Below are 20,738 nucleotides of genomic sequence, written 5' to 3'. Positions count from 1 at the left end.
GTTAGATGCAACCTGACCGCGCTGATAGCCCATCTCGACAAGACTTGCCAGTACAAGGCTTGCCAGCCGCGCGGCCGTTCAGGAACCGGCTTCCCCCACCTTCGCCTCGGCGTGTCGGGCCCGGATCACCATGCCGCCGGCAACGCCGACGCCGATGACATACATCCAGCCCTCGTGGAAGTCGAACAGATGGGAGTTGAACAGCGAGGTGAAGACGTTCTGCACCACCACCAGCAGGCCAACCCAATGGGCCAGCCCGTCGCCGCGGAACAGCAGGAGATGCAGGATCCAGATCGCGTAGAGAACGACGATGCCGATGACGCCCCATTGCACGGCGACATTCAGCGTCTGGTTATGCGGATTCCCGATCACCTCGGCGGAGGCCTGGTAGTGGCCGCTGGGCGTCGCGACCGCTTCGAACAATCCGCGCGTCGAGCCGGTGCCGTGCCCCTTGATTGGCGCCTCCGCGAAGAAGCCGAGCGATTTCCGCCAGAATTCGAGCCGCAGGCCCAGCGAGGTCGGCTCGCCCTTTTCGACATAGCGCGTGTAGTCGCTGGCGAAGGTGTCCGCGGTCTTGCGCAATTGCGGCGAGGCCTGCCAGGCGAGAGCGGCGCCGGCGAGCAGAGCGGCCGAGATGATCGCGATGCTGCGCCAGCGCAGGTGCAGCAGTGCGAACACGCCGAACATGATCGGAACGGTGACCAGCGCGGTGCGCGACACCACCACGAAGGCCATGTTGACGAAGAAGCTGAGCGCCAGCGCGGTCAGCAATCCGACAAGCCAATAGCGCTTCTCGCGTAGCAGCATCACGATGGGATAGGCGAGCGCGACCGCGCACAGCGCGAATTCCTGACTCTGGTCGATGTAGTTCTTGACGAAGATGCCGCGCTCGAGGTGATCGGGCTTGAGCGTCAGGTTGGGATAGAAGGCCACCAGCCACGACATCACCGAGAGCAGCGCGCAGGACACCAGGAACGCGATGAACATCCAGTGCCCGCGCGACGAGCGCTCGAAATGATAGAGGAAGACCGGCAGCACGAGCAGCTTGACGGTCGGGTTGACCGCATAGAGGCGCGCGCCCCAGGCCGCATCCGACCACAGCGTGCCCACCAGCGCGAGCAGGACCAGCGCGATCGGCGCGGCCGCGATCGGGCGCTTCAGCGATTGCAGGAATGCGCGGACGTCGAGAAACGGCACCATGCAGACCAGGAACAGAGCGTTGAAGATCGCCGCGAGCGAGGTCGACCAGGGCAGCGAGGCCACGGTCAGGATCGCGAACAGGTCGGCCGTTTCGCACCACGCCGCCGGGCTGCGAAAGCGCCGCCACAGCATCTGGGCGGTTGTCTCCCGGGCGAGCGTCGTCGCTTGGTCCGTCACTTGCCCCCTCCCCGCGCGCGATGGACCAGCGCGGTCGTGCTGAAGCCCTGCAGGATGTCGACCAGCACGACGGTTCCGCCGGCGGCTTCGACGACCTCGTGGCCGACCACCTGCTCGCGGGTGTAGTCGCCGCCCTTCACCAGCGCGCTCGGCTTGATCCGGGTGATCAAATCGATCGGCGTATCCTCCTCGAAGATGACGACGAGATCGACGGCTTCGAGCGCCGCGAGCACTTCCGCACGCGCCCGTTCGTCCTGAACCGGGCGATCGGCGCCCTTCAGCCGCCGCACCGAGGCATCGCTGTTGAGGCCGACGATCAGGCGATCGCAGGCTCCGCGCGCCGCGGTCAATACCTTGACGTGGCCGGGATGCAGGATGTCGAAGCAGCCATTGGTGAAGCCGACGCGCAGGTCCTGCCGGCGCCATTCCGCGAGCCGTGCGTCGAGCGTATCCGGCTCGAGCACGATCTTCTCCTCAGCCGCGAGATAAGCATGCGGCAGGATCTTCCGCCGCAGCTCGGCCGCGCTCACGCTGGCCGTGCCTTGCTTGCCGACGGCGACGGCAGCAGCAGCATTCGCCATCCGCAACGCCGTGTCCCAATCCGCACCCGCCGCGAGCGACACCGCAAGCGCGGCGGCGACGGTGTCACCGGCGCCGGAGACGTCGCGCACCTTCACGGGGACAGCCGGAACGTGAACGGCTTCGCCATTGCGCGGCACCAGCGTCATGCCGTGCTCGCCTTGCGTGACCAGGATCGCCTCGCAATCGGCGAGCCGCATCACGTCCTCGCTGGCATCGACGATGCTCTGCGGCGTGTCGGCGCGGCTGCGCGTCGCCTCCGAAAATTCTTTCCGATTGGGCGTGAGCAGCGTGGCGCCGCGATAGATCGCCCAGTTCAGGCTCTTGGGATCGACGATCACGGGCTTGCCGAGCGTTCGCGCGGCGTCGATGGTGTGGCGGATCACGCGCGCGGTCAGCACGCCCTTGGCGTAGTCGGAGAGCAGCACGATGTCGGCGCGCGCGATCTGCGGCAGGATTGCGTCGATCAGCCTGGTCTCGATGTCGTCGGAGGCAGGCACCGCCTGCTCCCAATCCGCGCGCAGCATATGCGTGGAAAAATGCTCGGAGACGAAGCGGACTTTTCGCGTGGTCGGCCGCGACGGATCGCACACCAGCGCGCTTTCGATGCCGGCATGCTCCGCAAGTGCCGCTTCGAGCCGCTTGCCCGCATCGTCCTCGCCGACGAGGCCGACGAAGATGCAGCGCGCCCCGAGGGAGGCGATATTGCGCACGACATTGCCAGCGCCGCCGATATGGATCTCGCTGCGCTGGGCGGCGATGACAGGCGCCGGCGCTTCCGGAGAGATCCGCGACACCTCGCCATAGACGAACTCGTCCAGCATGATGTCGCCGATGCACAGCACCGTACGGCCTGAGATGGCTTGCGCGAGAGCGTCGAAATCGAGAATGGGGGTCGGCATGGTCCTTGAAGCCTCAGCGGAAGCGGTCTGGCCGGTCGAGATAATCGCCGACATAGGCTTTCACCGCATCCTCGAGCGTTGTGAAGCCGCCGTTATAGCCGGCGCGGTGCAGGCGATCGACCTCGCTCTGGGTGAAGTATTGATAGCTGCCGCGGATCTGCTCGGGCATGTCGACATATTCGATGTTGGGCCTGGTGCCGAGCGCGGCATAGGCAGCTAGCATCAGATCCCTGAAGCTGCGCGCCTTGCCGGTGCCGACGTTGAAGAGACCGGACACCGACGGCGTCGCCAGCAGCCACATGACGACGCGGACAACGTCGTCGACATAGATGAAATCGCGGCGCTGATCGCCGTCGGCGATGCCCTCGCGGTGCGACTTGAACAGCTGCACGACACGGCCCGCCCTCACATCATCGAAGCGGCGCGCCAGCACGCTCATCATCGAGCCCTTGTGGTATTCGTTGGGGCCGAACACGTTGAAGAATTTCAGTCCGGCCCATTGCGGCGGCAGCTTCTCGCCGCGCGCGACGCGCTCGGCGACGGCGAGATCGAACAGGTGCTTGCTCCAGCCGTAGAGATTCATCGGCCGCAGTTTCTTCAATGCGGGCGGTGAGGCGTCGTCGTCAAAGCCGTCGGCACCATCGCCATAGGTCGCGGCCGACGAGGCGTAGATCAACGGCACCGCATCCGCCGTGCACCAGTCCAGCAGGCGCATCGACAGGCGAAAATTGGTCTCGATCACGAGGTCGCCGTCGGTCGCGGTGGTCTCGGAAATCGCCCCGAGATGGATCACGGCGTCGAGCTTGCGGCCCTTCAGCCAGTCGAGCAGCTCGGCCGGCGGGACGATATCCACAAGCTGGCGCTTGGCGAGGTTTCGCCACTTGCCCTCGGTCCCGAGGAGATCGCAGACGACGACATCGCTGCGACCGACCTCGTTCAGCGCGGCGACGACATTCGATCCGATAAAACCGGCCCCACCGGTCACCAGCAACATTCCACCTACCCTGCCAGGTTTTGCCCTGCCCGATTTTCACGGCCCGGTCCTGCCCTAGCGCATGATCCGCCAAAGTGTAAGCGGTTTTGGGGTCGGCGCTGTCCCGGCTTTACCTGCAGGTCCGGAGCGGGTAACCGAACCGCCACATCAGCGCGTTCCCGGTCCTATTAACGAATGAACCAAGATTCGCAATTTAGTCGAGATGCAGATCTGAGCGACACACGCCCGATCCTGATCATCCCCTATATGTGGATCGGCGATTTCGTCCGGAATCACACCGTTGTCCGGGTCTTGAACGAGCGCTGGCCCAACCGGCCGGTCGATCTCCTGACCACCTCCCTCTGCGCCCCCCTGGTCGACTACATGCCCGGCGTGCGCGATGGCATCGTGTGGGACCTGCCGCGCAGCCGGCTCGCCGTTGGCCGCCAGTTCGGCCTGGCGAAGCTCCTGCGCGAGCGGAATTACGGGACAGCCCTGGTGCTGCCCCGGACCTGGAAGGCGGCCATCGCGCCCGCGCTGGCCAGGATTCCGGAAAGGGTCGGCTTCGTCGGCGAGTTCCGGTTCGGCCTGCTCAACCGCTGGCGCTGGGGCGAGAAGAAGCTGCCCCGCTTTATCGACAAGAACGCCGCCCTGGCCCAACCCGATGGCGCCCCCCTGCCCGCGGAATGGCCGGTGCCGCAATTGCGGGTCCCGGCCGAGGACATCGTCCGCTGGCGGCAGGCCAATGGCCTCAGCGACGGGGCGGCGGTCGCGCTGGCTCCCGGCTCAGTCGGCGCCTCAAAGCGCTGGACCTACTATCCGGAGGCTGCCCGCCTGCTGGCCGAGCGCGGCCTGGAGGTCTGGGTGGTTGGCGGCCCCGCCGAAAAGGGCCTCGCCCAGGAGATCGTCGCCGCCGGCGGTCCGGGCGTGCGGGACCTCACCGGCACCGATCTGCGCAACGGCGTCCTTGCCATGGCCGCGGCCGGCGTCGCCATCTCCAATGATTCCGGCCTGATGCATATCGCAGCCGCGCTCGGCACACCCACCATGGGCATCTTCGGCCCGACCAGCCCCTATCTCTGGGCCCCCCTCAACGGCCTCGCCGCGACCGTGGTCCAGGACAAGAGCGTGCTCTCATGCCAGCCCTGCCAGAGCACGATCTGCAAGATGAACGACCACCGCTGCATGCGGGATATCGCGGCTTCCGAGGTCGTGGCGATCGCGCAGCGGGTGCTCGGAGTGTGAACTCATTGACGCCATGCGTTGGTCGGGCAACTGGCAGCGAATCCAACAGCAGGTCTTTCCGTCCGCCAGCTTTAGTCAGTGACGTTGTCAGTTCATTCGCGGGATAAGGCTGCGTCGCTGCCGCTTGTGAGGGCTGAACCAAGATCACGTCGACAAAGACGAATCTTCATCGAGATTCGAACAAGAGGTTCGCTCCTCAAACGTCGCTCGATACATGCCTCTTGGACATTTTACACAGTTATGGAGGTAGCCCCATGCCGATCGTTCAATTCACTCGCTTCAAGACCGACAAGCCCGAGGAAATGATCAAGATCGTCAGGCAGGCGAAGAAAATCTTTGAGAAACACGGCGCCGAATTTCTTCGGCTCTCCCGCTTCCACACTGGCCAGTGGGCAGGAGAGTTGCTGGTTGCGACGCGCTATTCCAATTGGGAAGTTTACGGCAAAGTGCAGGAAGCCGTGGCAAACGACCCGGAGTTCGCGCAAGTGCAGGCTGACGGAATGAAGATTTCCCAACTACAGGGCCGCAACATCGCCGTTAGCATCGATCTCTAGCTGGGGCGCCGCCCCGCAAGCCACTCAAGCGCGGAGGCCGCCGGACAAATGCGGCGGCCTTTCCAGCTCTGACAGATCGCACTCGTCATCGCGCTACGCTGCGCTTTGCCTCAAGCAGACGAGCGCTCTGCAGAGCCTATTGACTTAGATCAACAACAGCTTCGCCAGTTCGCCGCACCCAAATACTGCTCAAGACCGATACGAAGGGGCGCGTCTTGCTGCGCCCCCATCGGCGTCGAAGAGGCTGATTTGGCAGTATTGACCATTTAGTCGGAGAGTTTCATGAGGACCTTCAATCCTTTGGTGACGTTGGTACTTCTCGTGACGCAATCGGCCTCGATTCAGGCTGCGGATTTGAACGGAGCTTGGACAATCGACGCCTCGGCCTGTGGCCAAATATTTACGAAAGAGAACAACAGGCTTGCCTTCAAGAAAGATGCTGATCTCCACGCGGGCGGTTTAATCGTCCAGGGAAGGCAAGTAACCGGCACATTTGAAAAATGCACGGTCAAATCGTTGCGCGATGACGGGCCGAATATGCGAATAATCGCGTCGTGCTCGGACGGCGTCGCGATTTCAGACGTCGCATTCGACCTGACATTCTCCGGAGAGAATAATATCACACTCAGCTCCAAGGAGCCGGTGCCAGTGCAAATGCCGTATGTGCGCTGCCCAATGTGAAGTCGACCGCGACGGTCTGAAGGAACCTGGATGGATGATCCGGGTATCGCAACTGCGGCCGATGATGACATCGTGCCGCTGTTTTGCCCGACGTGTCAAACGGCCTCGTAAAATCCGCAACGCATTGCACCGGCCGTCAACCCGTTGATTCCGCTGGCACCGGCTACTTTGCATGGGGTTGTTTTCGAGATTTTTGTTTGCTGTCGCGAAAACGGCAGTTCAGAGCAGCGGACGATAAACGTCACCGATCCGCGCCGCTTCGGCATCGAGGCTGAACTTCGCCAGCACCCGTGCCCGCCCCCGCGCGCCCATGGCGAGCGCGGCGTCCGGGTCGCGCATCAGCGGTTCGAGCGCGGCGGCCAACGCATCAGCGTCACCGGTCGGGATCAGCACACCTGTCGAACCGTCCTCGACAACGAGCGCGGCCGCACCGGCGCGCGCGGCGACGAGCGCGCTGCCGGCCGCCATCGCCTCGATCAGCGTCAAACCAAAACCTTCGTTGCGCGAGGTGAAGGCGTAGATCGTCAGCCGCTGATACCAGCGCTGCACCGCTCCGATCGGCAGTTCACCGGTGATGACGATGCGCGACTGCAGGCCGGCGGCCTCGATCCGCTTCTTCAGATCGTTCGCAAAGGGAGTCTGCTCAGGCGTGACCTGTCCGACGATGACTGCGGTGAAATCCGGATAGCGCGGCAGCAGCCCGCACATCGCATCGACGAACACGTCCGTGCCCTTCTGCGCGCGCACGCGGCCGAAGCAGCCGATCGCATAGCGGCCCGGCAGCGCGGCTTCCGCGAAGGCCACGGCGCGATCTGGCGGCGGCGCATAGACATCAGTGTCGACGCCATGCGGGATCACCGTCGCCTTCACCTTCAGGAACGAGGCCGAGATGTCTGAAGTCGCGATGATCGCGTCCATGCGCCGGATCAGCCAGCGCGTGATCCAGCTGTGATGGCGCTGCGCGGCCGACGTGAACACGAGTTTCAATGGCCAGCCGAGCGCGCGCAGCACGACGCCCGCGATCATCTCGTTGTTGCGCCGCGCGTGCCAGATCAATGGCGTCTTGCGGCCCCATAGCTTGAGGAAATCGGCAGCGCTCAGTCGCGAAATCCCCTCCGGCGCATCCGAGCCGAACCACGCCGCGCGATAGAGCTTTGCCAGCCGTGGCGCCACCATCCGGTTGGTCGCGGTGACCCCGGAATAGCGCCTGTGCAGATTTGGCACGATCACTTCGAGATCGCCGGGGGAATTCGCCACGTCATGCTCCGTTACGGAAGCCCCCTATACGCAACATTAAGCATAGTGACCAGTTCAGGGCTGCCGAAACCCCCTCTTCACCGCGCAAACGTTAACTTGGCGCGTTGATCGAAGACGGGTGAGATCATGACTGTGCTAGTCACCGGCGGCGCCGGCTATATCGGAAGTCACACGGTCCTGGCGCTGGCGGAAGCCGGCGAGGACGTCGTCGTGATCGACGATCTCTCCACCGGTTTCTCGGCCTATCTGCCCGAGGGCGTGCCGCTGTTCATTGGCGACGCCGGCGACGAGAACCTGGTCGAAGGCGTGATCGCCCAGCACAACATCGAGAGCATCATCCATTTCGCGGGCTCCGTCGTCGTGCCGGAGTCGATGCGCGATCCGCTCGGCTACTACCGCAACAACTTCATGACCGCGCGCAATTTGCTCAACGTCGCCGTCAAGCGCGGCATCAGCCGTTTCATCTTCTCCTCGACCGCGGCCGTCTACGGCAATCCGGACCTGGTACCGGTGCCCGAGCACGCGCCGACGCGGCCGCTGTCGCCCTACGGCTCGTCGAAGCTGATGACCGAGATCATGCTGCACGACGTCGCCGCCGCCTACGGCATGCAATACGTGACCTTGCGCTATTTCAACGTCGCTGGCGCCGATCCGCAGGCGCGCATCGGGCTGGCCACTGTCGGCGCCACGCATCTGCTCAAGATCGCGGTCGAGGCCGCGACCGGCCAGCGTGCCAAGATCGACGTGTTCGGCACCGACTATCCGACCCAGGACGGCAGCTGCATCCGCGACTTCATCCACGTCTCGGACCTCTCGCAGGCCCATCGCTCGGCACTCGCTTACCTACGCAATGGCGGCGCCTCGACCACGCTCAATTGCGGCTATGGCCGCGGCTATTCGGTGCTGGAAACCATCGACGCGGTGCGCCGGGTTTCGGGGCGCAGCTTCGCCGTGCAATACGCCCCGCGCCGGCCCGGCGACATCATGACCATGGTCGCCGACACCAGCCGCATCCGCGGCCTGCTCGACTGGAAGCCGCAATACGACGACCTCGAGACCATCGCGGCCCACGCGCTGGCCTGGGAGGACAAGCTGTTCCGCGAGCGCCATGGCGAGCTCCGCCACGCCGTCTCGGCCTAGATTCCATCCCAGCGCAAGCCCTTAATTGGGCTTGAAAAGCGCAGCTTTAGCGGGCACAGAGGCCCTTCGATCCCTGACGCGCGGGCAGGCTTTTCCTTGCCCCGTCAATGGACACCGGATGGCCCAGTTTCCAAAGAAAATCACCGACGATCCCTATACGGCGGCAATCCTGATTCGCCGCCTGGTCACGGAACAGGGGATCATCTACTGGCGGCGTTACCTCGTCGCCTTCGCGCTGATGGCGCTTGCCGCCGGATCGACCGCGGGCGCGACCTACGTGCTCGGCCAGGTCATCAACCAGGCCTATGTCGACAAGAACATCCCGGGCATCGCGATGTTCTCGGGCATCACGGTGATCCTGCTGTTCATCAAGGGCGTAGCGACCTACGGCCACATGGTGATCCTGACCAAGATCTCCAACGCGATCCTCGCCACCAACCAGCGCCAGCTGTTCGCCAAGCTGATGCGCGAGAGCGTCGGCTTCTTCTCCGAACGGCATTCGTCTGAATTCCTGGCGCGGCTGACCGCCGGCGCCAAATCCATCACCGACGTGCTCAACATGCTGGTCAACGCCGTCGGGCGCGACCTCATGATGCTGCTCGCCATGATCGGCGTGATGGTGTGGCAAGACCCGGTGATGTCGTTCATCGGCCTCGTCGTGGTGCCGCCGGCAATGCTGGTGCTGCGCAAGCTGGTCAAGCGCATCAAGGGCCTCGCCTTCAACCAGTTCACCGGCACCGCAGACATCTTGGAGACGATGCAAGAATCGCTCCAGGGCATCCGCACGGTGAAGGCATTCACGCTCGAAGACACCATGCAGAAGCGCATCGACGAGAACATCGCGATCGTCGAGCGCAACGCCAACAAGATGGCCCGCGTCGCCAACCGTTCCAACCCGCTGATGGAGATGCTCGGGGGCTTCGCGGTTGCCGGCTGCCTGCTCTACGGCGGCTACAGCGTGGTCGCGCTCAACGCCACGCCCGGCGCGTTCTTCTCCTTCATGACCGCGTTCCTGATGGCGACCGAGCCGGCCAAGCGGCTGGCGCGGCTCAACATCGACCTCAACAGCCAGCTCGTCGGCGCGCGCATGCTGCTCGAAGTGGTCGACAGCCCGGCGAGCGAGCATTCCGACGACGACAAGCCAGCACTGAAGCTGTCCGAAGCGAAGATCGAGCTGCGCGACGTCAGCTTCTCCTACCGGACCGGCGAGACCGTCCTCAACCGCATGTCCTTCGTTGCCGAGCCCGGAAAAGTCACCGCGCTGGTCGGCCCCTCCGGCGGCGGCAAATCGACCGTGCTGGGGCTGCTGCTGCGCTTCTACGAGGTGACGCAAGGCGACATCGTGATCGACGGCCAGTCGATCGGCGCGGTCTCGCGCAAATCGCTGCGCGCGCAGACCGCCTATGTCGGCCAGGACGTGTATCTGTTCCGCGACACCATCCGCAGCAACATTGCCTTCGGCAAGCCCGGCGCGAGCGAAGAGCAAATCGTTGATGCGGCGAAAGCCGCCTGCGCGCATGATTTCATCATGAGCTTCCCGCTCGGCTACGACACGCCGGTCGGCGAGCACGGCACGCAGCTCTCCGGTGGCCAGCGCCAGCGCATCGCGGTGGCGCGCGCGCTGATCAAGAACGCACCGATCATCCTGCTGGACGAAGCCACCGCCGCGCTCGATTCCGAGTCCGAGCGGCAGGTGCAGGAGGCGATCGAGCATCTCTGCCAGAACCGCACCACCATCGTGATCGCGCACCGCCTGCACACCATCATGCACGCAGATGCGATCCTGGTGGTCGAGGGCGGCGAAATCGTCGAACAGGGCCGCCACGACGAATTGCTCCGCCGCTCCGGTCGCTACGCCTCGTTCTTCCGCCTGCAACACCACGACGCCGGCGCTCTGGCGCCGATCAGCGCAACCGCATAGAGTTCCTCATCAACCTCAAGAGCAGCGAGATCGCTCCATGAACGCCGCCTCCTACGTCATCCCGCTTCCGCCCCAGGCTTCGCTTCCCGTCGTCGGAGAGAGCGGCCGTTACCCGGTGCGCCGCATCTGGTGCGTCGGCCGCAACTATCTCGAGCACATCCGTGAGATGGGCAACGACGAGCGCGCCCCGCCGTTCTTCTTCGCCAAGCACGCCGACATGCTGGTGCCCGACGGCGCCACCATTCCCTATCCGCCGCTGACCAAGGATCTGCATCACGAGGTCGAGCTGATCGTCGCGATGAAGAGCGGCGGCCTCAATATCCCCGCCGACAAGGCCCTCGGCCATGTCTACGGCTATGCCGTCGGCATCGACCTCACCCGCCGCGACCTCCAGATCGCCTCGCGCAAGAAGGAGCGTCCGTGGGAGATCGGCAAGTCGTTCGACGGCTCGGCCCCCTGCTCCGCAGTGCAGCCGGCCTCGAAGATCGGCCATCCCGCCAAAGGCAAGATCTGGCTGACGGTCAACGGCAAGGAAGCCCAGAAGGGCGATCTCACCGAGCTGATCTGGAACGTGCCCGAGATCATCTGGCAGCTCTCCCAGCAGGTGAAGCTCGCCGCCGGCGACATCATCATGACGGGCACGCCGGCCGGCGTGTCGCAGCTCCAGCCGGGCGACAAGCTCGAATGCGGCGTCGACGGCGTCGGCACGCTGAAGGTGAGCATCGGCCAGCCGGAATAGGCTGAACGACATCTGGAAATCGAAAGGCCCCGGACATGTCCGGGGCCTTTTGCATTTCTACCAGGCCTTCACCGGCCGATTGGCATGGCTTGCCTGCGGCACCCCGCGATTGAGCGACATGTGCGAATGCACGCACAGCCAGCCATCGCCATTTTTTGAAAACACCATCGTCGCACGGCCGGGGCGCGGAAACGCGCTGCCATCGGGATGGTAGCCCGTGCTCGTCCACGGCGCGACCACCGTCGCCATCGTGCCGTCGGGGGATGCCAGGATCGAGACCTGGTCGAGGACGAAGCGGAAGTCGGTCGTCTTCGGCCAGACGTTATTCCATTGCGTCGAGACCCATTGATCGAGGTCGGGGATGACATCGTTGTGCGTGCCGAAGGCCAGCACGTCCGGATGAAAGAGCGGCCGCGCCGAAGCGTAGTCGACCTCGCGGACATAGCCTGAGAAGGTATCCAGCCACTCGCGGAAGAATTGCACGATCTCGGTGTTCGCAAGTGGCAACGGGGCCATTGCCTGCTCCATGTTTGGCCGCTAAATCGCGGCGACCTTGTTGCCATGGACTGAAGTGTGCGGCAAGATTCGCGGTCGAGGCTGAAGGGTCCGCCGCAGAGACTGCATCAGAAAACGAGAGGATGTCTCGGATGTCGAACACGATCACGGAGCTCGAGGGCCTGCTGATGCAACGCTCGCTCACCGACCCACAGCTTGTGGCCGCAGCGGAGAAGGCAGCGGACTTCCGCATCCTCCCCGAGGCAACTGTCATCAAGATCGGCGGCCAGAGCATGATCGATCGCGGCCGTGCCGCGGTCTATCCAATCGTCGAGGAGATCGTCGCCGCCCGCAAGGCGCACAAGCTCCTGATCGGAACCGGCGCCGGCACCCGTGCGCGGCATCTGTATTCGATCGCCGCCGGGCTCCGGCTGCCGGCCGGCGTGCTGTCGCAGCTCGGGGCTTCCGTCGCCGATCAGAACGCCGCGATGCTCGGGCAGCTGCTGGCCAAGCACGGCATCTCCGCCGTCTCCAGCGCCGGGCTCTCGTCAGTTCCGCTATTCCTCGCCGAGGTGAATGCCGTGATCTTCAGCGGCATGCCGCCCTATAGCCTGTGGATGCGGCCCGCGGCCGAGGGCGTGATCCCGCCCTATCGCACCGATGCCGGATGCTTCCTCGTCGCCGAACAGTTCGGCTGCAAGGCGATGATCTATGTGAAGGACGAGAACGGCCTCTACACCGCGAACCCCAAGACGTCGAAGAACGCCACCTTCATCCCGAAAATCTCGGTGGCGGAGATGAAGGCCAAGGGCCTGCAGGACTCCATCCTGGAATTCCCGGTGCTCGATCTCCTCACCTCGGCGCGCCATGTCCGGCAGGTGCAGATCATCAACGGCCTCGTCCCCGGCAATCTCACCCGCGCGCTTGCGGGCGAGCATGTCGGCACCATCATCACCGCGAGCTGAAGAGAGCACCGTCATGGCTGATACCAACCAGATCAAGCACGTCGCCTCGCCGCTCGCGCGCCAGACTCTGCTCGACAGCGATCTCACCCGCCCCGTTGCCGGCAACCGTCCGATCAAGCTGCTGCCCTGGCTGCACGTCATAAAGATCGGCGGCCGCATCATGGACCGCGGTCACGAAGCGATCCTCCCGCTCGTCGACGAGCTGCGGTCGCTCTTGCCGGAGCATCGCCTGCTCATCCTGACCGGCGCCGGCATCCGCGCCCGCCATCTCTACAGCGTCGGCCTCGACCTCGGCCTGCCGGTCGGCTCGCTCGCCCCACTCGCCGCCAGCGAGGCCGGCCAGAACGGACATATCCTGGCGAGCCTGCTCGCGCCGGAGGGTGTCTCCTATGTCGAGCACCCGACCATCGCGAGCCAGCTCGCCATTCACCTCACGGCCGCGCGCGCGGTCGTCGGCAGCGCCTTCCCGCCCTACCACCATCATGAATTCCCGACCGCGCGCATCCCGCTGCATCGGGCCGATACCGGCGCCTTCCTGCTCGCCGACGCGCTTGGCGCTGCCGGGCTCACGATCGTGGAGGACGTCGACGGCGTCTACACGACCGATCCCAATGGCGCGGATGGCAAGAAGGCCGAGCTGCTGAAAGAGACGAGCTTTGCCGAGCTTGCGAAGCTGAAGGGTACGCTGCCGTTCGATCCGGCACTGCTCGAGGTGATGGCCAACGCGCGGCACATCACGCGCGTGCAGGTCGTCAACGGTCTCGTGCCGGGTCGGATCAGCGCGGCGCTGCGCGGGCAGCATGTGGGGTCGATCATCAACACCGGCGCCAAGCCAGTGTGAGGCCGCAGCAACGTCCGCAAAAACAAAACCCCGGAGCCTGCTCCGGGGTTTTTCGTAGGGCGGATTAGCGCAGCGCCGACATCACGATGAGACCGAGGATCAGCGCCGTCAGCGAATATTTCAGCGTGTAGTAGACGTTGCGGTTCCACTCCTTGACCTTGCGGCTGCCGAGATGGATCTCGTAGAGCTTGCCGAATACCTTGTTGAGCACGCCGACGCTCTCGCCGTCCACGTTCTGCGTCGCGGAGGCCTTGACGATGTGATGGCTGACCCAGCGGTTGATCGCGGTCATGAAGCCGTACTTCATCGGGCGCTCGACGTCGCAGAACAGGATGATGCGGTTGACGTCGGTCGCATTCTCCGCGCTGTGGATGAAGGTCTCGTCGAACATGAAGGCCTCGCCGTCGCGCCAGACGCATTCGACGCCGTCAACGAGGATGCGGCACTTGTTCGAGTTCGGCGTGACGAGGCCGAGGTGATAACGCAGCGAGCCGGCAAAGGGATCGCGGTGCGCGCCAAGCTTGCCGCCCGGCGGCAGCATCGCGAACATCGCGCCGTGCACGCTCGGGATCGAATTCAACAGCTCCACCGTCTTCGGGCACAGCGTGCGCGCCGACGGCAGGAAGTCGTCGTACCATTTCAGATAAAACCGCTTCCAGCCGCTCTTGAAGAACGAGTAGAAGCCCCAATCGTTGTTCTTCGCGGCGGCCCGAATGAAGCCTTCGTCGAACAGGCGCACCGCCTCGTCGCGAATGGTCTCCCAATTCTCGCTGAGCGGCTTCAGCTCCGGAAACTGCTCGACCGGGATCACCGGCTTGTTCGGCACGGCCGAGCCCGCATACATCAGCACGTTGTAGGGCGCGAGATAGGTCGAGTGATCGCCGAGCTGGCGCGCGAAGCGCAGCCGCTGCTTGCCGCGGAAGTGAACGTAAATGGTCGAAGCCGCGAGCACATAGAGAATGACAAGTTGCGGCGCAAAAAGCTGCTTCAGCATTTCCCCAAATCCCGAGTGACCCAGCCGGGGACGTGATCTACTCCGACCCGGCCCGAGCTGCAAGATATTGGCGTGCATCCTGAGGCTGTTCCGCAGGTTGTGATTGGGCCGTCTTGGGCCGTGCCGCGCACAATTTGAAATCGTAGCCGACCCGCCGCCAATCCTCGCGTTGCGGTCGATTTGCGGCGTGCTATCCTGGTTCCAGGGTTGGAAAATCGGGGTGCGTCTTGGGGATGTGGCGGTCGTTGGCGGGCTCCGCGCTCGCGCTGGTTCTGCTTGGAATATTCGCACCCGTGAACGGCCAAGGCCCTTCGCCGTCACCCCAAGGCGGCAAGCCTCCGGATCCGGAGCTGCGCGGCCAGTGGCTACGCGTCGGGCAGACATTCGCCTGCAAGGTCGAAGCCGGTAAGCGCATCACCCCGCCCGATCCCGATATTCTCAGCCTTGCCTGCCAGCGGATGGGCGCGCTTGGGGTCGGCATCTCCGAGACCGCACTCAAGGCCGTGCTCGGCGAGCCGCACCGCAAACTGCCGCAACCGAACAACGCGACGGCCTATGTCTACTTCCTCGGCAAGACCGGCGAGTTTCCCTATCTTGCCGCCATCGTGAAAGCGAACCGCACCGTTGCGCTCCAGATCAGCGGCGAGGCACCGGTCGCCGCCTACAGCTTCAACCGGGTCAATCTCGGCGACAGCACCGACAAACTGATGGCGCAGTTCGGCGGCCCATTCCACGTCGGGCCTAGCGGGCTGGAGAAAACGGAGCTCTGGACGTACGAGCCATGGCCCTTCTCATTCGAGGTGCGGCAGGACCGCGTCACCTCGATCCGGATCAGCGATCCGACCATCAAGTAGATTGGATTGTGTTCGATCAAGCCCGCGACAGCGCCTGGAGACCCTTGAAGGTCAGGCGCTTCGGGTCGGTGACGCCGGCGAGATAGAGCCGACGGATGAAGGCGATGACGGCGTCGCGGTCGCAATCGGTCAGCGCGACGACGGCGTCGACCGCAATCTTCTGGGCTTCCATTGGGCTCACCTCGGCCTGCGAGTAACCCCGGCCCAGACAGGCTAGGACTCATCCGTTAAATCGGCGTTAACCGTTCTGGAACCATCGCCGATTCAGCCCGGCGGCCGTATACGCAAAACAACGCATTGGCAGTCGCTGTGCGGCCGCAATGCCTAGCGTGCACCGAGGCTCTTCTTGAGCTGCGCAAAGTGCTTCTTCAGCCGGGGCACGGCGAAGTCGGTGAAGGCCCGTACCTTCGGCACCGCGAGCCGGCCCTGCGGGCAGATCAGATGCGCGGGCATCTCCGGATCCTCATCGTCGGCCAGCACGATCTCGAGCTCGCCGCGCGCGACCTGCTCGGCCACCTGGTACGAATACATCCGCGCCACGCCGCGCCCGGCGACCGCGGACGCCACCGCCGCATAGGTGCTGTTGACGACGAGCCGCGGCGTGAACTGGACTGTCCTGGCTGCCGATGAGCCGGCCGGTGGCGCAAAGGTCCAGGAATTGGGCAGGTGCGCCATCGCCACGATCTGGTGCTTGGCGAGATCGCCGGGTTCAGCGATGCGCGGGTGCTGCTTCAGGTAGCGCGGCGCAGCCACCACGACGCGGCTGATCTCGCCGACCCGCATCGCCACCATCGCCGAATCCGCGAGAGGCCCGATGCGAAGCGCGATGTCGACGCCCTCCTCGATCAGATTGACCGAACGGTCGAACAGCAGGAGCTTCGCCGACACCGTCGGATAGGCATCGAGAAATGCATCGAGGATCGGCCGCAGCACCATCTCGCCCGAGACCACCGGCGCCGTGATCGCGAGCAGGCCGCGGGGCGCCGTGCGCGGTCCGGCCACGATGTCGTCGGCCTCCTCCAGCTCGGTGAGCACGCGACGGCAGATCGCAACATAGCGCTCGCCCTCCTCGCTCAGCTTGATCGATCGCGTCGTCCGGTGCAGCAGCTCGGCGCCGACCCGCTCCTCCAGGAAGGCGATGGCGCGGCTGACCGCAGCCGGCGAGCGGCCGAGCTTGCGTCCTGCGGCGGCCAAGCTGCCCTCGTCCACCGCAAGGACGAACACCTTCATCGCATCCAGACGATCCATGCCTACCCGTCGCCCCATCAAATTCCATTGACAAGCTAGGCGTTCGCCCCCGCCGCGACAACCGCCGCCCCGGGCCGGTCCGGCATTCGTTCGCGCCACGTAACAGTGTCTGCCGGACAACGTGTATTCGCAGCCGGGCCGCCGCGGCGTAACTCGGCATCCAAACCAGCCGCTGCTGGCGCAGGTTCTGAAAGCCAACAACAGGAGTCCGTCATGGGTATCGAGCAGAAGGTCGCCATCATCACCGGTGCATCGCAGGGCATCGGCGCCGCCCTGGTCCAGGGTTTTCGCGATCGCAACTATCGCGTCGTCGCAACGGCGCGCTCCATCAAGCCGTCGGGCGACGATGACATCCTCGCCGTTCCCGGCGACATCGCCGACCGGGCCACCGCCGAACGTGTGGTCTCGCAGGCCGTCGCGCGCTTTGGCCGCATCGACACGCTGGTCAACAATGCCGGCATCTTCGTCGCAAAGCCGTTCACGCAGTACACGGCAGAGGACTATGCGGCGGTGATGGGCACCAACGTCGCAGGCTTTTTCCACATCACGCAGCTCGCCATTGCGGAGATGGAGAAGCAGGGTTCGGGTCACGTCGTCCAGATCACGACCACCCTGGCCGATCAGGCCAATTCGAACGTGCCGTCGGTGCTGGCCTCGCTGAGCAAGGGCGGACTGAATGCCGCGACCAAGTCGCTCGCGATCGAATACGCCAGGCGCGGCATCCGCGTGAACGCGGTGGCGCCCGGCATCATCAAGTCGCCGATGCATCCCGTTGCGACGCATGCCCAGCTCGGCGCGCTGCATCCGGTCGGCCACATGGGCGAGATGTCCGACATCGTTGGCGCCGTGCTCTATCTCGAGAGTGCCTCCTTCGTCACCGGCGAGATCCTGCACGTCGACGGCGGCCAGAGCGCCGGCCACTGAGCGCGGAGAAACACCATGCCGATCGTCACCATTCAAGTGACCCGCGAAGGGACGACGCCGGGAGCGGCGTCGCTCACGGCGGAGGAGAAGGCGGCGCTGATCAGGGGATCGAGCCAGCTGCTGCTCGATGTGCTCGGCAAGCCGCTCGAGTCCACCTTCGTCGTGATCGAGGAAGTCGACACCGACAATTGGGGCTGGGGCGGCCTGCCCGTGCAGGACTTCCGGCGCCGCCGCGCCGCAAAGACAGGATGATCCGCGCGCGACCGCGCGGAGGAGAATGACATGACCGAACTCAATGCAAACACTGGGCACCACGCCCGGCCGCATCAGCGGCCGGGATCGGAATCGCAATCGACTTCGCGGCAGGCTTGGCGGTACGCCGTGGCGGGATTGTCCGCATCACTGGTCGGGCTTGGCCTCGCCCGCTTTTCCTACACGCCGCTGATCCCGGCACTGATCGCCGCAAAGTGGTTCAGCGCATCCGAGGTCGTTTATCTCGGCGCTGCCAACCTCGCCGGTTACCTCGCCGGCGCGCTCGCCGCACGCGCCCTGGCCACCCGCATCGGCGCCGTCCGCGCGCTGCGGGCGATGATGCTGCTTGCCACCCTCTCCTTCTTCGCGAGCTCTAGTCCGGTGTCGTTCACCTGGTTTTTCGCCTGGCGCTTTCTGTCGGGCCTCACCGGCGGAATCATCATGGTGCTGGCGGCCTCCGTCATTCTGCCGCACGTATCGGCCGCGAGGCGCGGCATCGTCGGCGGCGTGATCTTTGCCGGCGTAGGCCTTGGCGTCGCTGCATCGGGCACGCTGGTGCCGTTGCTCCTTCAACAGGGCTTGCAGCAGAGCTGGTACGGCCTCGGCGTGCTCTCCGCCGTGCTCACGCTCGCGAGCTGGTGGAACTGGCCCGCGGAGGCCAAGCGCGATGCCGCGCCTTCGCATCACGCGAAGTCCCATCAGGCCTCGCCCGCCGTGCGCGCGCTTCTGGTCCAGTATGGCCTCAACGCGGTGGCGCTGGTGCCGCACATGGTCTTCATCGTCGACTTCGTGGCGCGTGGCCTCGGCCAGGGCATTGCGGCGGGCTCGCGCTACTGGGTGCTGTACGGTCTCGGCGCCATCGTCGGCCCGCTCGTTACCGGCCATCTCGGTGACCGCTCGGGATTCGGACCGGCCTTGCGCGCCGCGTTCCTGATCGAGGCGGCCGCCGTGCTGCTACCTACCGTCAGCACCGCGCCGGTTTCGCTGATCGTATCGAGCGTGGTGGTCGGCGGCTTCACCCCTGGTATTGTGCCACTCGTGCTCGGGCGTATCCACGAGCTCGTGCCGCACTCGACCGAGCAGCAGCGCGCGACATGGAGCCACGCCACCACGAGCTTCGCGCTGTTCCAGGCAGCGGCCGCCTACGGCTTCTCCTGGATCTACGCGCAGACCGGTGGCGACTATCTGGTCCTGTTCGGACTTGGCGGCGCCGCCGTGGTGCTCGCGCTTGCGATCGATCTTGGGCTCGCGCTCACCACGCGCAAGGCATAAAGCAGGTGGCGGCGTGATCAGGAATACTGCATCACGCCGTCGTCGATCCGGCCGAATCGCAACGTGACGATGTCGAGCGCGTAGTTCTGGTACAGCCGCCATGGCTGCTTCGAGCCCTGCTTTGGCATCTTCGCGACCGAGCGCTGCACATAGCCCGAGGTGAAATCGAGCGACGGCTGCGCGGTGATTTCAGGGTCGTCATTGTGCGGCATGCATTGCCGGAAATTATGCCGGTCCATGTAGTTGATGAGCCGGCAGACATATTCGCAGGTGAGATCGCATTTCAGCGTCCAGGACGCGTTGGTGTAGCCGAAGGCCGACGCCATGTTCGGCACGTCGGCATACATCATGCCCTTGTAGGTCAGCGTGTTGGCGAAATCGACGGCGCGGCCGTCGACGCTGATTTCGAGACCGCCGACGACCTGGAGCACCAGCCCCGTCGCGGTGACGATGATGTCGGCCGCAAGCTCGCGGCCATCCTTCAGGCGAATGCCGTCGCGCGTAAAGGTGTCGATCTCGTTGGTGACGACGGCGGCGCGCTGCTCGCGGATCGCCTTGAACAGGTCGCCGTCCGGCACGAGGCACAGCCGCTGGTCCCAGGGATTGTAGCGCGGCGTGAAATGGGTCGCGACGTCGTAGTCGGGGCCGAGCGCCATCTGCACCCCCTTGAGCACCAGCTCCTTCACCTTGGCAGGCCGGCGCCGGCTGAGCTGGAAGAAGAACATCCCCCACATCACGTTGCGCCAGCGGATGACATGATAGGCAAGCCGCGTCGGCAGATTGCGGCGCAATTTGTTGGCCACGGGGTCCTGCGCAGGACGCGACACCACATAGGTCGGCGAGCGCTGGAGCATGGTGACCTGCGCCGCCTTCTTGGCGAGCTCCGGCACCAGCGTCACTGCGGTTGCGCCCGAGCCGATCACGACGACGCGTTTTCCCGCGTAGTCGATGTCCTCGGTCCATTTCTGCGGATGCACGATGCGGCCGGCGAAATCCGCCACGCCCGCGAACTCCGGCGTATAGCCCGCCTCGTATTTGTAATAGCCCGAGCACATGAACAGGAAATTGCAGGTGAAGCGCACAAGCTCGGTCGCGCCTTCACGCGACATACGTTCCACCTCGATCGTCCAGCGCGCTTCACTCGTCGACCACGACGCGCGCTTGACGCGATGATGGAAGCGGATGTGCCTGTCGATGCCGTTCTCGGCCGCAGTCTCGCGCACATAGTCGAGGATCTGCGGCCCGTCCGCGATCGCCTTCGGATCGGTCCACGGCTTGAACGAATAGCCGAGCGTGAACATGTCGCTGTCGGAGCGGACGCCGGGATAGCGGAACAGGTCCCAGGTGCCGCCGATACAGTCGCGGCCTTCGAGGATGACGTAGCTCTTGTCCGGGCACTTGCCCTGAAGATGATATCCCGCGCCGATGCCGGACAGGCCGGCTCCGACGATCAGGACGTCGAAATGTTCTGCGGCTTTAGCCATGGCGTTCTCCCCGGCACAGGATGGGCGACACCGTGCCGAAT

Annotated in this window: 21 protein-coding genes; 12 read left to right on the top strand and 9 right to left on the bottom strand. The window is 64.7% G+C overall.

Annotation, left to right across the window (positions count from 1 at the left end):
* Positions 1 to 78: 78 nt before the first annotated feature.
* The 3 genes from ABIB99_RS04165 to rfaD are packed head-to-tail and all read right to left on the bottom strand — an operon-like array spanning position 79 to position 3,852.
* Complete coding sequence (locus ABIB99_RS04165) at positions 79 to 1,332, bottom strand: O-antigen ligase family protein (RefSeq protein WP_354175275.1); 1,254 nt, start codon at positions 1,330 to 1,332, stop codon at positions 79 to 81.
* 41 nt (positions 1,333 to 1,373) lie between these two features.
* A complete protein-coding gene (gene rfaE1 / locus ABIB99_RS04160) occupies positions 1,374 to 2,858 on the bottom strand; it encodes a D-glycero-beta-D-manno-heptose-7-phosphate kinase (protein ID WP_354174930.1) in 1,485 nt (494 codons plus the stop codon).
* A gap of 13 nt (positions 2,859 to 2,871) precedes the next feature.
* Positions 2,872 to 3,852: an ADP-glyceromanno-heptose 6-epimerase gene (rfaD, locus tag ABIB99_RS04155; RefSeq protein WP_282523653.1), complete on the bottom strand. Its 981-nt coding sequence runs from the start codon at positions 3,850 to 3,852 to the stop codon at positions 2,872 to 2,874.
* 174 nt (positions 3,853 to 4,026) lie between these two features.
* Between rfaD and waaF the strand changes: the two genes are divergently transcribed.
* From waaF to ABIB99_RS04140, 3 genes are all read left to right on the top strand, one after another.
* Positions 4,027 to 5,076, top strand: coding sequence for a lipopolysaccharide heptosyltransferase II (gene waaF, locus ABIB99_RS04150; protein ID WP_354174929.1), 1,050 nt, complete (start codon positions 4,027 to 4,029; stop codon positions 5,074 to 5,076).
* Between the two features lie 254 nt (positions 5,077 to 5,330).
* On the top strand, positions 5,331 to 5,630 hold the full coding sequence (locus tag ABIB99_RS04145) for a hypothetical protein (RefSeq protein ID WP_028153513.1): 300 nt from the start codon (positions 5,331 to 5,333) through the stop codon (positions 5,628 to 5,630).
* Between the two features lie 282 nt (positions 5,631 to 5,912).
* Positions 5,913 to 6,311, top strand: coding sequence for a hypothetical protein (locus ABIB99_RS04140; protein WP_028153514.1), 399 nt, complete (start codon positions 5,913 to 5,915; stop codon positions 6,309 to 6,311).
* A gap of 219 nt (positions 6,312 to 6,530) precedes the next feature.
* On the opposite strand, the gene ABIB99_RS04135 is transcribed toward ABIB99_RS04140, so the two are convergent.
* On the bottom strand, positions 6,531 to 7,568 hold the full coding sequence (locus ABIB99_RS04135) for a glycosyltransferase family 4 protein (RefSeq protein ID WP_354174928.1): 1,038 nt from the start codon (positions 7,566 to 7,568) through the stop codon (positions 6,531 to 6,533).
* Positions 7,569 to 7,694: 126 nt separating this feature from the next.
* Here ABIB99_RS04135 and galE point away from each other — a divergent pair, with 126 nt between their 5' ends.
* The 3 genes from galE (at position 7,695) to ABIB99_RS04120 (ending at position 11,368) form a co-directional block, all read left to right on the top strand.
* Positions 7,695 to 8,708 (top strand): UDP-glucose 4-epimerase GalE, encoded by a 1,014-nt coding sequence (gene galE / locus ABIB99_RS04130; protein WP_028153516.1) that lies wholly within the window; start codon positions 7,695 to 7,697, stop codon positions 8,706 to 8,708.
* 118 nt (positions 8,709 to 8,826) lie between these two features.
* Positions 8,827 to 10,629 (top strand): ABC transporter ATP-binding protein, encoded by a 1,803-nt coding sequence (locus ABIB99_RS04125; protein ID WP_354112727.1) that lies wholly within the window; start codon positions 8,827 to 8,829, stop codon positions 10,627 to 10,629.
* 37 nt (positions 10,630 to 10,666) lie between these two features.
* A complete protein-coding gene (locus ABIB99_RS04120; protein WP_354174927.1) occupies positions 10,667 to 11,368 on the top strand; it encodes a fumarylacetoacetate hydrolase family protein in 702 nt (233 codons plus the stop codon).
* 57 nt (positions 11,369 to 11,425) lie between these two features.
* On the opposite strand, the gene ABIB99_RS04115 is transcribed toward ABIB99_RS04120, so the two are convergent.
* The gene (locus ABIB99_RS04115) at positions 11,426 to 11,884 is read right to left on the bottom strand and encodes a YybH family protein (RefSeq protein ID WP_354174926.1); all 459 of its coding nucleotides are present in this window, start codon (positions 11,882 to 11,884) and stop codon (positions 11,426 to 11,428) included.
* Between the two features lie 131 nt (positions 11,885 to 12,015).
* On the opposite strand from ABIB99_RS04115, the gene ABIB99_RS04110 reads away from it, so the two are divergent.
* Together ABIB99_RS04110 and ABIB99_RS04105 are read left to right on the top strand one after the other, a co-directional pair.
* On the top strand, positions 12,016 to 12,828 hold the full coding sequence (locus tag ABIB99_RS04110) for an amino acid kinase family protein (RefSeq protein WP_354174925.1): 813 nt from the start codon (positions 12,016 to 12,018) through the stop codon (positions 12,826 to 12,828).
* Positions 12,829 to 12,841: 13 nt separating this feature from the next.
* The gene (locus ABIB99_RS04105; RefSeq protein ID WP_354174924.1) at positions 12,842 to 13,669 is read left to right on the top strand and encodes an amino acid kinase family protein; all 828 of its coding nucleotides are present in this window, start codon (positions 12,842 to 12,844) and stop codon (positions 13,667 to 13,669) included.
* Positions 13,670 to 13,733: 64 nt separating this feature from the next.
* Here ABIB99_RS04105 and ABIB99_RS04100 read toward each other — a convergent pair whose 3' ends face one another.
* Positions 13,734 to 14,663 carry an aspartyl/asparaginyl beta-hydroxylase domain-containing protein gene (locus tag ABIB99_RS04100; RefSeq protein ID WP_354095683.1) on the bottom strand — a complete coding sequence of 310 codons (930 nt, stop codon included), beginning with the start codon at positions 14,661 to 14,663 and terminating at the stop codon, positions 13,734 to 13,736.
* A gap of 233 nt (positions 14,664 to 14,896) precedes the next feature.
* Here ABIB99_RS04100 and ABIB99_RS04095 point away from each other — a divergent pair, with 233 nt between their 5' ends.
* Entirely contained in the window at positions 14,897 to 15,517 is a 621-nt protein-coding gene (locus ABIB99_RS04095; protein WP_354174923.1) for a hypothetical protein, read from the top strand.
* A 16-nt stretch (positions 15,518 to 15,533) separates the two neighbouring features.
* On the opposite strand, the gene ABIB99_RS04090 is transcribed toward ABIB99_RS04095, so the two are convergent.
* Together ABIB99_RS04090 and ABIB99_RS04085 are read right to left on the bottom strand one after the other, a co-directional pair.
* A complete protein-coding gene (locus ABIB99_RS04090; protein WP_014493894.1) occupies positions 15,534 to 15,689 on the bottom strand; it encodes a hypothetical protein in 156 nt (51 codons plus the stop codon).
* A 152-nt stretch (positions 15,690 to 15,841) separates the two neighbouring features.
* Positions 15,842 to 16,765: a LysR family transcriptional regulator gene (locus ABIB99_RS04085; RefSeq protein WP_166099557.1), complete on the bottom strand. Its 924-nt coding sequence runs from the start codon at positions 16,763 to 16,765 to the stop codon at positions 15,842 to 15,844.
* 213 nt (positions 16,766 to 16,978) lie between these two features.
* Between ABIB99_RS04085 and ABIB99_RS04080 the strand changes: the two genes are divergently transcribed.
* From ABIB99_RS04080 to ABIB99_RS04070, 3 genes are read left to right on the top strand one after another with little or no spacing between them, the layout of a single operon-like run.
* Positions 16,979 to 17,689 carry an SDR family NAD(P)-dependent oxidoreductase gene (locus ABIB99_RS04080; protein WP_354174922.1) on the top strand — a complete coding sequence of 237 codons (711 nt, stop codon included), beginning with the start codon at positions 16,979 to 16,981 and terminating at the stop codon, positions 17,687 to 17,689.
* A 15-nt stretch (positions 17,690 to 17,704) separates the two neighbouring features.
* Positions 17,705 to 17,941 carry a tautomerase family protein gene (locus ABIB99_RS04075; protein ID WP_354174921.1) on the top strand — a complete coding sequence of 79 codons (237 nt, stop codon included), beginning with the start codon at positions 17,705 to 17,707 and terminating at the stop codon, positions 17,939 to 17,941.
* Positions 17,942 to 17,971: 30 nt separating this feature from the next.
* Positions 17,972 to 19,213: a YbfB/YjiJ family MFS transporter gene (locus tag ABIB99_RS04070; RefSeq protein WP_354174920.1), complete on the top strand. Its 1,242-nt coding sequence runs from the start codon at positions 17,972 to 17,974 to the stop codon at positions 19,211 to 19,213.
* Between the two features lie 17 nt (positions 19,214 to 19,230).
* Here ABIB99_RS04070 and ABIB99_RS04065 read toward each other — a convergent pair whose 3' ends face one another.
* A complete protein-coding gene (locus ABIB99_RS04065; protein ID WP_354174919.1) occupies positions 19,231 to 20,697 on the bottom strand; it encodes a flavin-containing monooxygenase in 1,467 nt (488 codons plus the stop codon).
* Between the last annotated feature and the right edge of the window lie 41 nt (positions 20,698 to 20,738).

The sequence above is a fragment of the Bradyrhizobium sp. LA6.1 genome (genome assembly GCF_040547805.1).
In the GTDB taxonomy this organism is placed as follows: Bacteria; Pseudomonadota; Alphaproteobacteria; order Rhizobiales; family Xanthobacteraceae; genus Bradyrhizobium; species Bradyrhizobium barranii.
The sequence above is the reverse complement of the archived record's forward strand: the minus strand, read 5'-3'. Positions and strand labels throughout refer to the sequence as shown.

Bases quoted from the DNA above. Each gene is read 5' to 3' on its own strand.
- ABIB99_RS04105 (WP_354174924.1), top strand. From the start codon at position 12,842: ATGGCTGATACCAACCAGATCAAGCACGTCGCCTCGCCGCTCGCGCGC.
- waaF (WP_354174929.1), top strand. From the start codon at position 4,027: ATGAACCAAGATTCGCAATTTAGTCGAGATGCAGATCTGAGCGACACA.
- ABIB99_RS04080 (WP_354174922.1), top strand. From the start codon at position 16,979: ATGGGTATCGAGCAGAAGGTCGCCATCATCACCGGTGCATCGCAGGGC.
- ABIB99_RS04065 (WP_354174919.1), bottom strand. From the start codon at position 20,697: ATGGCTAAAGCCGCAGAACATTTCGACGTCCTGATCGTCGGAGCCGGC.
- ABIB99_RS04090 (WP_014493894.1), bottom strand. From the start codon at position 15,689: ATGGAAGCCCAGAAGATTGCGGTCGACGCCGTCGTCGCGCTGACCGAT.
- ABIB99_RS04095 (WP_354174923.1), top strand. From the start codon at position 14,897: ATGTGGCGGTCGTTGGCGGGCTCCGCGCTCGCGCTGGTTCTGCTTGGA.
- ABIB99_RS04110 (WP_354174925.1), top strand. From the start codon at position 12,016: ATGTCGAACACGATCACGGAGCTCGAGGGCCTGCTGATGCAACGCTCG.
- ABIB99_RS04070 (WP_354174920.1), top strand. From the start codon at position 17,972: ATGACCGAACTCAATGCAAACACTGGGCACCACGCCCGGCCGCATCAG.
- rfaE1 (WP_354174930.1), bottom strand. From the start codon at position 2,858: ATGCCGACCCCCATTCTCGATTTCGACGCTCTCGCGCAAGCCATCTCA.
- ABIB99_RS04140 (WP_028153514.1), top strand. From the start codon at position 5,913: ATGAGGACCTTCAATCCTTTGGTGACGTTGGTACTTCTCGTGACGCAA.
- ABIB99_RS04100 (WP_354095683.1), bottom strand. From the start codon at position 14,663: ATGCTGAAGCAGCTTTTTGCGCCGCAACTTGTCATTCTCTATGTGCTC.
- ABIB99_RS04120 (WP_354174927.1), top strand. From the start codon at position 10,667: ATGAACGCCGCCTCCTACGTCATCCCGCTTCCGCCCCAGGCTTCGCTT.
- ABIB99_RS04115 (WP_354174926.1), bottom strand. From the start codon at position 11,884: ATGGCCCCGTTGCCACTTGCGAACACCGAGATCGTGCAATTCTTCCGC.
- rfaD (WP_282523653.1), bottom strand. From the start codon at position 3,852: ATGTTGCTGGTGACCGGTGGGGCCGGTTTTATCGGATCGAATGTCGTC.
- ABIB99_RS04125 (WP_354112727.1), top strand. From the start codon at position 8,827: ATGGCCCAGTTTCCAAAGAAAATCACCGACGATCCCTATACGGCGGCA.
- galE (WP_028153516.1), top strand. From the start codon at position 7,695: ATGACTGTGCTAGTCACCGGCGGCGCCGGCTATATCGGAAGTCACACG.
- ABIB99_RS04145 (WP_028153513.1), top strand. From the start codon at position 5,331: ATGCCGATCGTTCAATTCACTCGCTTCAAGACCGACAAGCCCGAGGAA.
- ABIB99_RS04165 (WP_354175275.1), bottom strand. From the start codon at position 1,332: ATGCTGTGGCGGCGCTTTCGCAGCCCGGCGGCGTGGTGCGAAACGGCC.
- ABIB99_RS04075 (WP_354174921.1), top strand. From the start codon at position 17,705: ATGCCGATCGTCACCATTCAAGTGACCCGCGAAGGGACGACGCCGGGA.
- ABIB99_RS04085 (WP_166099557.1), bottom strand. From the start codon at position 16,765: ATGGATCGTCTGGATGCGATGAAGGTGTTCGTCCTTGCGGTGGACGAG.